The 13,732-nt window shown below is 58.2% G+C and carries 12 protein-coding genes; 2 read left to right on the forward strand and 10 right to left on the reverse strand.

Annotated elements, in window-relative coordinates; genetic code table 11:
• Positions 1-2: 2 nt before the first annotated feature.
• From AB4N74_RS14265 to galE, 3 genes are all read right to left on the reverse strand, one after another.
• Entirely contained in the window at positions 3-1,121 is a 1,119-nt protein-coding gene (locus AB4N74_RS14265; RefSeq protein ID WP_460100914.1) for a polysaccharide biosynthesis/export family protein, read from the reverse strand.
• Between the two features lie 90 nt (positions 1,122-1,211).
• Entirely contained in the window at positions 1,212-1,448 is a 237-nt protein-coding gene (locus AB4N74_RS14270; protein ID WP_007910552.1) for a hypothetical protein, read from the reverse strand.
• A gap of 230 nt (positions 1,449-1,678) precedes the next feature.
• On the reverse strand, positions 1,679-2,695 hold the full coding sequence (gene galE / locus AB4N74_RS14275) for a UDP-glucose 4-epimerase GalE (protein ID WP_460100918.1): 1,017 nt from the start codon (positions 2,693-2,695) through the stop codon (positions 1,679-1,681).
• 389 nt (positions 2,696-3,084) lie between these two features.
• Here galE and galU point away from each other — a divergent pair, with 389 nt between their 5' ends.
• A complete protein-coding gene (gene galU, locus AB4N74_RS14280) occupies positions 3,085-3,918 on the forward strand; it encodes a UTP--glucose-1-phosphate uridylyltransferase GalU (RefSeq protein WP_093433753.1) in 834 nt (277 codons plus the stop codon).
• A gap of 29 nt (positions 3,919-3,947) precedes the next feature.
• Positions 3,948-4,352: a phosphohexomutase domain-containing protein gene (locus AB4N74_RS14285; protein ID WP_093433750.1), complete on the forward strand. Its 405-nt coding sequence runs from the start codon at positions 3,948-3,950 to the stop codon at positions 4,350-4,352.
• Positions 4,353-4,494: 142 nt separating this feature from the next.
• Here the strand turns inward: AB4N74_RS14285 and AB4N74_RS14290 are convergent, their stop codons facing one another.
• The 7 genes from AB4N74_RS14290 to AB4N74_RS14320 all read right to left on the reverse strand — a co-directional run bounded on the left by AB4N74_RS14290 (position 4,495) and on the right by AB4N74_RS14320 (position 13,720).
• Entirely contained in the window at positions 4,495-5,625 is a 1,131-nt protein-coding gene (locus AB4N74_RS14290) for an SGNH/GDSL hydrolase family protein (protein ID WP_460100922.1), read from the reverse strand.
• 233 nt (positions 5,626-5,858) lie between these two features.
• Entirely contained in the window at positions 5,859-6,905 is a 1,047-nt protein-coding gene (locus tag AB4N74_RS14295; RefSeq protein ID WP_460100925.1) for an acyltransferase family protein, read from the reverse strand.
• Positions 6,906-6,917: 12 nt separating this feature from the next.
• Positions 6,918-8,021 carry a hypothetical protein gene (locus tag AB4N74_RS14300; protein ID WP_016986717.1) on the reverse strand — a complete coding sequence of 368 codons (1,104 nt, stop codon included), beginning with the start codon at positions 8,019-8,021 and terminating at the stop codon, positions 6,918-6,920.
• Positions 8,012-9,244: an MATE family efflux transporter gene (locus AB4N74_RS14305; RefSeq protein ID WP_460100929.1), complete on the reverse strand. Its 1,233-nt coding sequence runs from the start codon at positions 9,242-9,244 to the stop codon at positions 8,012-8,014. The genes AB4N74_RS14300 and AB4N74_RS14305 overlap by 10 nt, the downstream gene beginning before the upstream one ends.
• On the reverse strand, positions 9,241-10,353 hold the full coding sequence (locus AB4N74_RS14310) for a polysaccharide pyruvyl transferase family protein (RefSeq protein ID WP_414926296.1): 1,113 nt from the start codon (positions 10,351-10,353) through the stop codon (positions 9,241-9,243). Before AB4N74_RS14310 ends, AB4N74_RS14305 begins: the two co-directional genes overlap by 4 nt.
• A 15-nt stretch (positions 10,354-10,368) precedes the next feature.
• Complete coding sequence (locus AB4N74_RS14315; RefSeq protein WP_093433731.1) at positions 10,369-11,451, reverse strand: glycosyltransferase family 4 protein; 1,083 nt, start codon at positions 11,449-11,451, stop codon at positions 10,369-10,371.
• A gap of 40 nt (positions 11,452-11,491) precedes the next feature.
• Positions 11,492-13,720: a polysaccharide biosynthesis tyrosine autokinase gene (locus AB4N74_RS14320; RefSeq protein ID WP_093433728.1), complete on the reverse strand. Its 2,229-nt coding sequence runs from the start codon at positions 13,718-13,720 to the stop codon at positions 11,492-11,494.
• Between the last annotated feature and the right edge of the window lie 12 nt (positions 13,721-13,732).

The following is a 13,732-nucleotide window of genomic DNA, read 5'->3' on the forward strand; positions in this document are numbered from 1 at the left end:
CCTTATTTGGCGTTGTTGTTGCTGTATTCGCTCCAGTTCTTCGCAGCGGAAGCGCCGGTGCCGACAATCGATGCCGACGGCACCAACTGGCTGATCAGACGGTTCCAGCGAGTCACGTTGGCAGGCCCGACATACACCACGTCCTGCGGGCGAACTTCGAAGTGCGAAGCGAGCGCCATGGCGGTCGGCGATTCGGCTTCCAGCTGGTAGATCTTGGCCGGTTCGACATCAAGGTTTTCCACGCCACGAATGACATAGACCGCGTTGCCATTGGAGGTGGTCTGGGCCAGGCCGCCGACCGAACCGAGCACGTCGGTGAGGTTCATCGTCGCGGTCTTGAAACTCAGCGCACGCGGCTGGTTGACCTCGCCCATCACGTAGATGCGCTTGTTGTCGTTGTACGGCAGATACAGCTGATCGCCGCCCTTGAGGTAAACGTTCTGCAACTCGGAATTCGCCTGATTGAGCGAGTCCAGATTGAGCGGATAAGTACGCCCCTTGCGCGTCAGCAACAACCCGGACAGATCAGCGTTGTTGGTGTCGATGCCGGCCGAGCCGAGGGCTTCGACCACGCTCAGCGGATTGGTGGAAATCGCTTGCGGGCCCGCCTTGGCCACCGCGCCGGTGACCACGACCTTCTGGCTGGCGAAACGCAACACCGCGACATCTACCTGCGGCTCGGCGATGAATGCCGACAGCCGTTGTTCAATGTCCGAGCGCAGTTGCTGGATGGTCCGGCCAGTGGCCTGGACTTCCTTGATGAACGGGTAATAGAGCGTGCCATCGGAGCGCACCAGACGGCCGTTGGCATCGATCTGTTGTTGCGCGCCGGACGGGGCCGTCAGTTCGGGGTGATCCCACACGGTGATGTATAGAACATCGTTGTTGCCGATGCGGTATTCGGCCGGCGTCGCCAGCAGCTCCGGCGGCAGCGACTCACGCTTTTGCGTGGCGCGGTTCATGGCAATCAGCTTCGGCGTGATCGGAATTAGCTCGACCCGGCTGCTTTCGCTGGCACCCTGGCGGGTGATGTCACTGGTGCTGAGGTATTGACCGGGGGAAAACATGCAACCTTGCAAAGCGAGACTTGCCAACATTAAAAGATAAACACTACGAGTCATAATGGCACTACGCTATTCAAGGGCGAATCCAAAAACAAAGTCACCCGACTTGCGTCGGGCGACCCTGTACTGCACTAACAGAACTTCCTGTTAGTTATGCGTGCCGGTTGTACCGGTGGTACCCGTCGTACCGGTGGTACCGCCGTTGGCACTGCCACCGCTGTTAGACGCCGCTACAGCACTGGCAACCATTGCAGTACTGGCTGCGGGCGCTTGAGAAGCCGCCACGTTGCCACCTACATTGGTTACCGCTGTCAACGGTGCTTCAGCGGCGGCAGCCCAGTTGCTCAACATCGTCAACAGGGCAACTGCCATCACTTTTTTCATATCAACTCCTTTCTAACATTCGACCTGTTAAAAAACCGGCCTGAGTTAGCGGTGGTGAGTTCAAGTCCGCAAAAAGCGCGAACATGATCCGTCGTTCTTTCACAGTCTTACCCAACTGATAAAAGTCGAACGGCAGGTTTATATCTACGGATTTGCAAAAGGCATTGCCAGTGTAATTTCCCGACGTTATCTAACAACCTGACTGAAAATAACATTGAACTAAATGGCCATCATCGCGAGTAGCCTTGGGGATGGTTCGATTGCCAGCGCCAAGTATCAGTGACCATGTCCTGCAAGTTGCGCGTAGCTTTCCAGCCCAGCTCTTTTGCCGCCTTGGAGGCGTCGGCCCAACTCTCGGCGATATCCCCGGAGCGGCGCGGCATCATTCGGTACGGCACCGGTTGCCCGCAGGCCTGCTCGAAAGCGTGGAGCACCTGCAGCACGCTGTAGCCATCGCCGGTGCCGAGGTTCCAGGTATGAATGCCGCTGCGCCCGGAGATCGACTGCAACGCCTTCAAATGCCCGTCGGCCAGATCGACGACGTGGATGTAATCGCGCACGCCAGTGCCATCGATTGTCGGGTAATCGTTGCCGAAGATCGACAGCTCTTGCAGGCTGCCGACCGCCACCTGACTGATGTACGGCACCAGATTATTCGGGATGCCGTTGGGGTCTTCGCCCATGTGCCCGCTGGCGTGGGCGCCGATCGGGTTGAAGTAGCGCAGCAAGGCGATGCTCCAGCGTGGCTCGGCCAGGCTCAAGTCACGCAGGACGTTTTCGACGATCAGCTTGGACTGGCCGTAGGGATTGGTCGGATTGCCGGTGGGAAAATCCTCGCGAATCGGCATCTGCTCGGGCTCGCCATACACCGTGGCCGACGAGCTGAACACCAGCCGGAACACCCCCGCCGCCGCCATCGCCTGACACAGATTGATACTGCCGCTGACGTTGGTCTCGTAGTACTCGAGCGGTTTGCGCACGCTCTCGCCGACCGCTTTCAGGCCGGCAAAATGCAGCACCGCTTCGATGTTGTGCTCGCGGAAAATCCGGTCAAGCAATGCCCGGTCACAGACATCGCCGCGGATCATCCAGGCACTCTTGCCGCAAATGCCCTCAACGGCGTGCAACGCGGCTTCGCTGCTGTTACAAAGGTTATCCAGTACGACAACTTCATAACCTGCTTCAAGTAGAGCAAGTGTGGTGTGCGAGCCGATATAGCCGGCGCCACCCGTTACCAGAATCTTCATAGTGCTATCCGTCTTTGGATGAGTGACAAGTAGCGTGTCAAGCCTGTTTTATTGAAGATGTGTCACAACTCACACAAACAGGCGACAACAACCGAAAACAAAACTAGTTCAATGACTGGCAATAAATATTTTTGCAGGTCACACTGTATTGCCCGCTACTTATTAGCACTCCCTGTGCGCTCATCACTATCAACCGATACCGACTAAAAATAACTAATAAAGCATTCGCCGACATCTCATAACATTGTCATGTTTTACCAGCCCAACTAATTGCCATTAACAACCTGACTCAGGTATTAAAGTAGGCCTTCAATCAACATTGAAACTTGCAGCCATTGTTTATGGCCCGCATCCGTCGCCTGTGTTCCATGACTGTCCAGGATACTTTTATGATTCGTAAATGTTTGTTCCCCGCTGCCGGCTATGGCACGCGTTTCTTGCCGGCCACCAAAGCCATGCCGAAAGAGATGCTGCCGATCGTCAACAAGCCGTTGATCGAGTACGCCGTTGAAGAAGCGCGGGACGCCGGCCTGCAACACATGGCCATCGTCACCGGTCGCGGCAAGCGTGCGCTGGAAGACCATTTCGACATCAGCTACGAACTTGAACACCAGATTCGCGGCACCGAGAAAGAGAAATTCCTCGCAGGCACCCGCGAGCTGATCGACACCTGCACCTTCTCCTACACCCGGCAGGTGGAAATGAAAGGTCTGGGCCACGCGATTCTCAGCGGTCGTCCGCTGATCGGCGATGAGCCGTTTGCCGTGGTGCTGGCCGATGACCTGTGCCTGAACCTGGAAGGTGACGGCGTGCTTACGCAGATGATTGAGCTGTACAAGAAATTCCGCTGCTCGATCGTCGCCATCCAGGAAGTCCCGGCCGACCAGACCCACAAGTACGGGGTGATCGCCGGCGAGCTGATGTCCGACGGCATCTACCGCGTCAACAACATGGTGGAAAAACCGGCCCCGCAAGACGCGCCGTCGAACCTGGCAATCATCGGCCGCTACATCCTCACCCCGGACATTTTCGACCTGATCGCCGACACCCAACCGGGCAAGGGCGGTGAAATCCAGATCACCGACGCACTGATGAAACAGGCGCAGAACGGTTGCGTGCTGGCCTACCAATTCAAAGGCCTGCGCTTTGACTGCGGTGACGCCGAGGGTTACTTGCAGGCGACCAATTTCTGCTACGAAAACGTCTATCTCAAGGGCCGCTGAGACGGCTCCCTTCACCCAACGAGGCCACCATGAACATTGCACAACATTCCGTAGAGATTGAACGCGAGGTGGGTAACCTCGGGGTGATGAGCTGGCTGTCGCGCCATCAACCGTTGCCCAGCGCCAACGAGTCCTGGCTGGGCACGATTCTGCTGGTGGAGCGGATTGGCGTATTTCCGGCGTCCGGTGATATCCGCCGGCCGCTGCGTGATCCGTATCCGCTGCTCGCGCATTTGAAAAAACTGTATGGCGAGCAGGCATTGGAGATGGATGACCAGGATGGCCTGAAAGTGATCTTCAGCGACTGGCGCTTTCGCGTGCGGATTTGCTGCAACGACCCGGCGATCATCATCAACGTTGAGACACGGTGCGATACGCGGTTGATGCCGCAGAAGATTGCGGAGTTGCTCGAGCAGGTCGACGCCTTCGAATAACTCCCCTCACCTGATCGTTCCCACGCTCTGCGTGGGAATGCATCCAGTGACGCTCTGCGTCACCCAGCGAAGGGACGCGGAGCGTCCCGGGCGGCATTCCCACGCAGAGCGTGGGAACGATCACCGCTCTGGGGTTTGCGTGTTATTTAGGGGAGGCGTCGCACCGATCCTTGGCGCCGGTAATCCAGCCATAAAAGTAATCGGCAATCACCTTCCCGCCCGTGGCCGGCACTGGATGAATCTTGTCCGGGCCGATCATCGCCGCCGCGTAGCGTTTGACGTCCGGCCCGAACGCACATTGCAGATTGGCATACCCCAAATGCTGCTCACGCGCCCAAGGTTCCAGCACCTGCGCGTACGCCGACATCGGATAAGCGCTGGAACGCGTGGTGTCCTGACGCATGATCAGGTTGATGCTCGCCTGCGGCTGAATCTCACGCAGCATGCCGACCAATCCCTGAACGTTCTGCAGATACTGCGCGGGCTTCACGCCGAAGCCCTGATCGTTGCCACCGAGCATGATCAGGTAAACATCAGCGGGGATCTTCGACACGGCAGCTTTCCACTGCACCTGCCATTGCGGATCCTGGTGATAGAAATCCGCAGACGCCGCACCGGAGGCCGCCAGTTTCGAAACCCGCACGCCATTCTGATCGTTGCTCATCCACAGGCCGAACAACGTCGGGGCGCCTTTCACCACTTCCAGTTTGAAGGACCAGTCTTTCGCTGCAGACAGGCCTGCCAATGGCACTTCCTGAACCCCGGCGCCTGTCAGCGTCATCGGCTGCCAATCTTCTGAAGGTGACCAGCGGTAACGGATCTCAGAGGATTCGCCAGTGCCGAGGTAAAGCAGTTTCGCCTGAGTGACCGCCGTATCGATGCGCGGCGAAGGATTGGCATCCACCTGCAACCACGCACCGGACCGGCCCGTCACTGTGCGGCTGTCCGGGCTTGCTTGCCCCAACTCTGAAACCTTCCAGTCGCCGCCGAAGTACTTGTCACTGCTGCGGGTGTATTTGAAGTGCGTGCCGCCCAGCGCGGCACCGTGATTGAAACCGACGTAACCCGGCCCGGCAAACCCCACCTCCCCGGCCACGCGCTGCACCAGTTTGTTCAGGTAGAAATCCTGCCCGGCGCTGTAGCTGTCGCCGATCACCGAGACCGACAGCACCTTACCGGCCTTGCCTTCACGCCACTGCGCGAAACGCTCGCGCGCATCGCCCACCTGAACCACCGACGCTGCGACGGGTTGCGCGTCATCTACTGCCAACATGCAAAATTTCCTTCAGTCTGAAATGGCCCACTGAATGCCGGGATGTACAGAGATCAACTGTAGGAGTGAGCTTGCTCGCGATTGCGGTGGGTCAGGTATTGAAATGCTGACTGACGGACCGCTATCGCGAGCAGGCTCACTCCTACATTTGTCGCGGTCATCCGCTAAATCTGTGTACACCAAAAAAACCTGTGGGAGCGACGGTGCGACGATTCGACTTGCTCGCGAAGCTCTTAGCTGTTTTGTGGTTGCACCACTGGGGTGACAGGCGCCGCCGCTTTCTTCTTCACCGCCCGCTCCCCAAGGAACAACACCGAGGTGAAATTGAACCGGCTGAAAATCATCGACAACAGCACCGGCCCGAGCAAACCAAAGGTCAAACCACCGAGCACCAGCAAACTTTCATCCTTCACCCCCAACCGCCCCAGCACCAACCGCGACGTCGCCGCGAACAGCACATGGAACAGAAAGATCGCATAGGAATAGCCACCCAGCCAGGTCAGCGCTTTCGAGCGCATATCACTCGAAAGCAAGGCGATGCACGATACGCAACCCACGGTCAGACCGATCAGGCTACGGCGATCAACAATCAACTCACGATCAATCGCTGCCACATACAACAACGTCAGCGAGATCAACACAAACACCAACGGCCCGATCACCTTGAAGCGTTGCTTCAGCGCATCGACGTTCTCCTGGCCAATCATCCCCGCGACAAAAAACGGCAACAGATAAATCGCCCCGTTGATCCCGAACGCGTCGAACTTGAACGGCGGCAGCAGAAACAACACTGCCGCAAACGCAAACAGCCCATACAAGCGCGTCGCCGACCGCAACATCCCGCGCCACTCCAGCAGCCCGACGAACATGAAAATGATGAACACCGCCTGCAGGAACCAAAAGTGGTTGATCGGCACCCAGAACGACAACAGCGCGTCGATCACCCCGACATCCTTGTTCACCCCCGGCCCCACTGCCTGCAACACCGAGAACGGCACACCGACGCAAAACAGCGGCACGATCAAGCGGCGCACCTTGCCGCTGAAAAACGCGGAAAAGTCATTGCCGCGGATTTTGTAAATCGAATAGATGTACCCGGAGATGAAGGTGAACAACGGCATGCGCACGTACACCATCGAATCGGCGAGCACCCGGAACGGCGAGCCGACATCGATCTTCAACCCGCCGCCCAGCGGGCCGATGACGTGATAGAGCACCAGCAACAGGCACGCCAGGCCACGCAGGGTTTCAATCTCCAGGGACTTTTTCTTGCTCGACATAAAGCACCTGCCTCAATTCAGAATTCGTGATTCAACCTGCACCGGTTTGTTCGCCCGCAGCATCAAGCCCAGACCGACAAACAACACCGGCACCACCATCGAGAAGTGCCGGGCGAAGGAGCCGAAGTCCGGCTCGAACAGGCCTTGCACCAGCAGAAACGCCAGCGGAATCGCGATCAGTTCCTTGGGTTTGGTCTGGATCGGCGCGCCTTTGTAATCGGTCGAGGTGATGACTTTGAACAGCAGCAACGCGGTCATGATCATCAACGCGACGAAGATCACCTGCCCCGGCCCCGACAGCAGAATCAGCTCCACCGGGAACGACAGGCGGAAGAAGATGATCATCGAGTCCAGCGCCTGCGAAACGAAGTCGCTGCCGCTGAGCCACGACACGATCAACGATTTCGAGCCCTCCTCGCCCGCCGTGCGCAACTCGTTGTTACTGGCGCGGATCGACGACACCGGAAAGCCCAGGGCGAGCTGGATCGACATCGCCACCGCCAGATAAAACAGGAACAGCATCAGAAAGAACGTCGTGCGCGACACGTACTTTTTCATCACGCAGACGCCAACCCACGACAGCGAAAACAGAATCCAGTAGGGCCGAATCAGCACGCCGTAGATCACTGCCGAGAGGAAAAATCCGCCGCGATATTTTCGCGTCAGCGAGCTGAGCAAAATGCTCAACACCGCCACCGACACAATGATTTCCTTGGTCAGGTTCTCAAGGAAGAACGAGCGCACGATGCCCCACAGGCACAGGGTGCCGAAGATCGCCAACGGCATGCGCCGAAAAACCACCACCGGAATCGCCGTGAGGAAAAAATTGCAGAACATGCCGTAGGCCCAGGCATTGGTCAGGTTGATCCCGGTGGGCCGCAGCAGGAATGCCGAACACTCGTAGGACGAGCGATCCGGCGAGAACGGGTTCCAGAAATTGCAGTTGTCGGCGCGGGCGTAGGACGACCACAACGTCATCGCATCCGGCCCCGGATCACGTGGAATCAACAGCGGCATCGCCACCGACAGAAACAGCCCGGTGAAGAGGATCAGGAACGAGACATACGAATCGAGTCGCTTGCCGCGAAACTCGATGCACGGCAGTTTCAGGCCCATGACAACGCAGCCTTTTTCCCGGCCGTTGCGCGGGTCAGCACGGCAATCACCAGCAGTTGCACGATGATCGCGAAGACATTGCCCCAAGCGGCGCCGTAAATCGAATAGTGCTTGATCAACACATAGCTGACCGGCACCGAAACCAGCAGACAGATCGCCGCGCTGGCGAGCGATACGCGACTGTTTTTCGAGGCAATCAAACCGCCCCAGACGATGTCGCCAATCGCGCGCAAAGCGAAGGAAAAAATCAGCACGCCGAGGATCACATTGTCCGGACGCGGCACGCTGGTGGCGACGTAATCGAGCACCACGTTGAAAAACACATAGATCGCCACCGCCACCGCCGCCGACACCACCAGCGAGCGCATGACCCACTTGTTGACGAACAACTGCTTGACCGTGAACGCCTGCTGATCGGCTTGAAAACGCTTGGCCAACAACGGAATCCCGATCACCGCCACTACCGCATACGACAGCGCCTGCAAGGTGTTGGCTGCTGACCACGCGTACACGTATTGACCCAGTTTGGCGTACGGTTCGAGGTCGGCGATCAGAAACCGCTCGGCGCATTGACTCAACGCGATCAACCCGGTGCCGAGGTAAAACGGTAATCCCGCTTTCCATACAGTAGCAGTGGCCAGTGTCCCGGTTTCCCGGCCGTGATGAACGTTCACCACGATCAGGTAACCGGCGATGATCACCAGCACGTTGGCGGCGACCCACAACCACAACACACTGGCGATTCCCGAGACCCAACCGAGCATCATCCCGCCCACGGCCAACACCGCCCACAGGCCGGTCTTGATGAAAAACAGCAGCGCGCCCGCCGTGGCTTTCTGCGCGGAAAACACGAACGAGTTGATCTCGAACGACAGATGCTCAGTGAGCAACACCAACGTCACACAAAGGATCAGCGCGGCGCTCGCTTCGACTTGCTGGAACAGCGAATAAATCAGCACCGTCACCACCGACAAGATCACGCCAACGGCGAGGTACAGCAGCAGCACCTTGTCGACCACGCGGCGCGAACTGCCGCCGACACTGATCAAGCGATTGATCTCGGAACTGAACCCGACACTGTAGAACTTCGACGCGATCAACGAAGCGGCGACCACCACACCGTAAAAACCCAGCGCTTCATACCCGAGGTAATGGGTGATCGCCAACACCAGCAAAAACTTCGCGCCCAATGCACCGCCGCGAAGCAGTAGCCGAAATATCATCGAACGACACCTTTGATGATCTCGTCCATGGCCACGGTTTTTGCCTCGATTTCACGGCAGGTATCGGTCAGGCGCTTGCCGAAATTCGACAACGCATTCGGCGCGTAAACCGTGTCGATGATGGTGTCGACATTGATGTCGCCGCCGTTGATCACCCAGTCTTCCACGCCCATGTCCTGATAGGCGCCGAAGCCTTTGCGTTCGTAGCTGATGTGGTACGCCGGCACGCCGGAAAGCAGCGATTCAATAGCGCCGTGCAGGCGTACGGAAATCACCAGGTCCGGCTGATACTTGGCAATCGTCGCCTTCAACGACAGCAAGTCTTCGCTAATGCCCAGTTCGCGATAGAACGCACCGTCATCGTTGCCGCGTACCGCGCTCTGTACGGCGCAGACCACTTTGCTTTTGTTCTTCAGGCGCTGCAGCAGCAACTTCAGATTGGCGACGTAAGCGACTTTCTTTTCCTTGCTCCACTCCGGCGGCTTGCGCAGTACCACGCAGACCGTGGCTGGCGATGACGCACAGCGGGTGAATTTTGCTTGCTGGAGGATTTTGCTCGCCAGCGATTGCACCGCCAGATCCGGCGCGCGGTAGACGTTGGCGCAGGCATCGAAAATGGCCGAAGAGCGGTTGTCACGGACGAATACCGCGTCGGCGCTGGCGTAATGCTCGACGATCTTGCTGCTTTCGCCATGGAACGGGCCGATGCTTTGCGGCAGGTACACCGACGGCACTTTGCTGAGGATCGCGGTTTCCAGTTGCTTGGCGTGGCCGAGTTTCAACTTGATATGTTCGAAAGCACTTTTCGAGCGCATGTAACCGCCGCCGACGCCGACGATCAGGTCGGTTTTCTTCAACAGATCCGCCAGCCCGGCGTAAGACTGATTGAGAAACACCGCTTGCTTGACCCGGCCAAAACCCTTGGCCGCCATCACCGGCGCGTCGAAACGCGGGTGCGGCAAGTAGCTGAAAGAATCCGGATCGGAAGCCACGACACTGATCGCGGTGTCTTCGCCAAAGTTGCGCTGCACCAGGGCAATGGCCAGATCGACGAGCAAGCCGTCACCGGAGTTGGACGCACTGTAGCCATGCAAAATCGTTACGTTCATATGCTTGAGTTCTACTTAAAAAGTGGGAGCGCGATACAGGTCGTAGGTCTGGCGAATCATCAACGCGGCGCTGAAACGCTCGCGGACAATGCTCCGTCCTTCGTTGCCGAGGTCGAGCAAGCGTGGTTTCTGGATAATCGTCAGCACGTCGGCCAATGCCTGGTGATCACCGGACGGGAAGACATAACCGGAGACTTCATTGGTGACCAGTTCCGGCAGCGAGGTGCAGTTGCTGGCGATTACCGGCAAACCCATGGCCATGCCTTCCAGCGGCACCATGGCGAAACCTTCCCAGCGACTCGGCACGATCAGCGCATCGGCTTTCTGGTACAGCGCCTGCACTTCGCTCGGCGTGACCCATGGCAGGTATTCAACAGAGTCCATCGGCGGGCACTCCACCGCGTCCTCGTTCACCGCGCTGCCGACCACGGTCAGCTTCAAGTCTTTGCGCTGCACGTTGGCGAAGGCCTTGAGCAACACGTCGAAGCCTTTCTGATAATCGAGGCGACCGACGAAGAGCAGATGAATCGGCTCGGGACTCGCCGCTTTCGGCGCGTCATCCTTGTGGTGAATGCCGTTGTAGATAAGCTTCATGCGCTTGCGCTCGATACCGAAGCGCGCGGCTTTATCGAGTTCATACTGGCTGACGCAAATGATCACATCGGTGACTTTCTGCAGTACCCGCTCGATCCATGCATAGATTTTTTGCTTGGTCGGCGAGCTTTCCATCAAGAACGAAAACGCGTGCGGGCAGTAGACGATTTTCGGCTTGCGCCACGGTCGCAACAGCACACATACGCATCGCCCGATCACGCCGGAAAAGGTGCTGTGCAAATGCACCACGTCGGGTTTTTCCTTGAGCATCACCTGGGTCAAACGCCAGGCGAAACGCAGCAACGACGGCACATTGCGTCCAGTGCGGGGAAAGGTGCGGATCTGCTGCGCGCCGATGCCGTGCAACTCTTTGGCCTGATCGTCCGGGACCAGGTACACCAACTCGTAGTTCGCCGCATCACCTTCAGGCGAAGCCGAAATCGTCCGGATCACCGTCGCGACGCCACCTTTGATCGTCTCTGCCACGTGCAGTATTTTCTTCACAAATCACCCACTTCAAACAGGAAAAAACAGTCGCTGACAGTCAGGATTTGTCGGACGCGTATTCGTAGTTGTAATAGCCGTAACCGCCATTGCCGTAGTAGCTGGCCGCACGCTTCTCGACGCCGTTGAACACCGCGCCTTTCAACTCGATGCCGTTCTGCGCGAAGCGGCGAATGGTCAGTTCGATCTCTTTGGCCGGGTTCACCCCGAAACGCGTGACGATCAGGCTGATCCCGGCTTCACGGCCGACGATGGCCGCATCGGTCACCGCCAGCAGCGGCGGCGTATCGATGATCACCAGGTCGTAGCGCTCGCTCAGTTCCGCCAGCAGCTCGCGGAAGTTGGCGTGCATCAACAGCTCGGAAGGATTCGGCGGCACCTGGCCACGGCTGATGAAGTGCAGGTTGTCGATTTCGACCTTGTTGATTGCCTGATCGATGCTGCAGCGCTTGACCAGCAGATCGGACAAGCCGTTGGTGATCGGCGTGTTGAGGGTTTTGTGCAGGTGACCTTTGCGCATGTCGGCATCGATCAGCACCACGCGCTGACCGCTCAACGCCATGACCGCGGCGAGGTTGGACGAGACGAAGGTCTTGCCGACCTGTGGGCTCGGCCCGGAAATCATGATGCGGTTGTTGGTCGAATCGAGCCCGGCGAAATGCAGGCAGGTGCGCAGGCTGCGGATCGATTCAATCGACAGATCCGTGGGATTACGCAGGGCCAGCAGGTACGCCGGTTTGTCGACACCGTCGCGGGCGCGGCCTTTTTTGTTGTCTTCTTCATCCTGCAAGGCGCTGTACGGAATCGACGCGTACACCGGCAAACCGAGTTGCTCGATGGCTTCCGGGCCTTCCAGACCACGGCTCAGGGATTTGCGCAACAGCACCAGCGCCACCCCGACAAAAGCGCCGAGGAAGGTGGCGATCAGCACGATCAGAGCTTTTTTCGGTTTGACCGGACTGGTCAGGTCGACATCCGCTGCGTCGACCAGACGCACGTTACCCACGGCACCGGCGCGGACGATGTCCAGCTCTTGGGATTTGTTCAGCAACTGCGTGTAGATCTGCGAGGCCACTTCGACATCGCGGGTCAGGTTGAGCAGCTCTTGTTGGGTCGCGGGCAGATCGCCGACTTTGCCTTCCAGCGATTTCTGTTGCTGGGTCAGTTCGCCGATCTGGCTCATCAACGCGCGATAGGCCGGGTGCTGTTTGGTGAACTTGCGATCCATCTCCGCCTGCTGCATTTTCAGCTCGGAGATCCGCGTTTCCAGCGCTACCGACTGACCGAGCACCGACTGGGTTTCCAGCGAGATGTTCACGGTCTTGCCGTGGGTCTGATAGGCGTTCAACGCATCGCTGGCCTTGGCCAGATCACGCTTGACCTGCGGCAACTGGCTTTGCAGGAAAGCCAGACTCTGCGCTGCTTCCGCCGAGGTGCGGCGCACGTTCTGATCGACGTACAGCGCGGCGATCTTGTTGAGGATCTTCACCGCTTCAGCGGCGTCGCTGCTGGCCAGCGCCAGTTTGATAATTCCCGATTCCTTGCCCTGCTCGGAGATATCCAGCGCGTCCTGATAACCCTGAATGGTCACGATTCGCGGATTGCGCACCACTTCGAAACGCGTACCGGGATTGGCCAACAACTGAGTGATCTGCCCTTCTACGCCGTCCTGCGCGAACGCTTCGCTGGCGACGCCTTCGACCAGCAGATTGTCGTTGTCATCGAGCAACTGGAAGTGCTTCTGTTCGCCGGCGATCAGGGTGAGTTTCTTGCCCAACAACTCTTTGGGCAGATTGAGCCGGGCAAACTCCAGGCGCTCACCGCCCCAGGCATAACTGTTCAGACCGAAACGCGGCGCAGCAACGCTGGTTTCGGTCTCGCCGCGATAACGCCGGGCGAGAAAGCCGCCAATCATCGGGAAGGTGTTGGGGGTGACATCGATGTCCAGCCGCAGGTCGTCGACGGTTTTGCCGATCACCGCGCGGGATTTGATGATGCCGATTTCGGTCACCGACGGCGATTGCCCACCGAGCATGCTGTTGAGGTCGGAGAAACCGAGCATGTCGTTCTTTTTCGGCTCGACCTGCACCAACGCATTGGCCAGGTATACGGGCGTGGCCAAAACCGCGTACGCGACACCGGTCACCATGAAGGCGCCGGTGAGCGCGCCGATCAACCATTTCTGATCGATCAGGCTGCCAAATATGCCGAGCAGATCAATACTGTCTTGATCGTTGTCACGGGTGCCGATTACTGACGGTAACTGCATAAGTCTGTTCTT

It is taken from the genome of Pseudomonas sp. H3_C08 (assembly GCF_054669455.1).

Coding starts and splice junctions, on each gene's coding strand:
- AB4N74_RS14265 (WP_460100914.1), bottom strand. CDS start 1,121: ATGACTCGTAGTGTTTATCTTTTAATGTTGGCAAGTCTCGCTTTGCAA.
- AB4N74_RS14270 (WP_007910552.1), bottom strand. CDS start 1,448: ATGAAAAAAGTGATGGCAGTTGCCCTGTTGACGATGTTGAGCAACTGG.
- galE (WP_460100918.1), bottom strand. CDS start 2,695: ATGAAGATTCTGGTAACGGGTGGCGCCGGCTATATCGGCTCGCACACC.
- galU (WP_093433753.1), top strand. CDS start 3,085: ATGATTCGTAAATGTTTGTTCCCCGCTGCCGGCTATGGCACGCGTTTC.
- AB4N74_RS14285 (WP_093433750.1), top strand. CDS start 3,948: ATGAACATTGCACAACATTCCGTAGAGATTGAACGCGAGGTGGGTAAC.
- AB4N74_RS14290 (WP_460100922.1), bottom strand. CDS start 5,625: ATGTTGGCAGTAGATGACGCGCAACCCGTCGCAGCGTCGGTGGTTCAG.
- AB4N74_RS14295 (WP_460100925.1), bottom strand. CDS start 6,905: ATGTCGAGCAAGAAAAAGTCCCTGGAGATTGAAACCCTGCGTGGCCTG.
- AB4N74_RS14300 (WP_016986717.1), bottom strand. CDS start 8,021: ATGGGCCTGAAACTGCCGTGCATCGAGTTTCGCGGCAAGCGACTCGAT.
- AB4N74_RS14305 (WP_460100929.1), bottom strand. CDS start 9,244: ATGATATTTCGGCTACTGCTTCGCGGCGGTGCATTGGGCGCGAAGTTT.
- AB4N74_RS14310 (WP_414926296.1), bottom strand. CDS start 10,353: ATGAACGTAACGATTTTGCATGGCTACAGTGCGTCCAACTCCGGTGAC.
- AB4N74_RS14320 (WP_093433728.1), bottom strand. CDS start 13,720: ATGCAGTTACCGTCAGTAATCGGCACCCGTGACAACGATCAAGACAGT.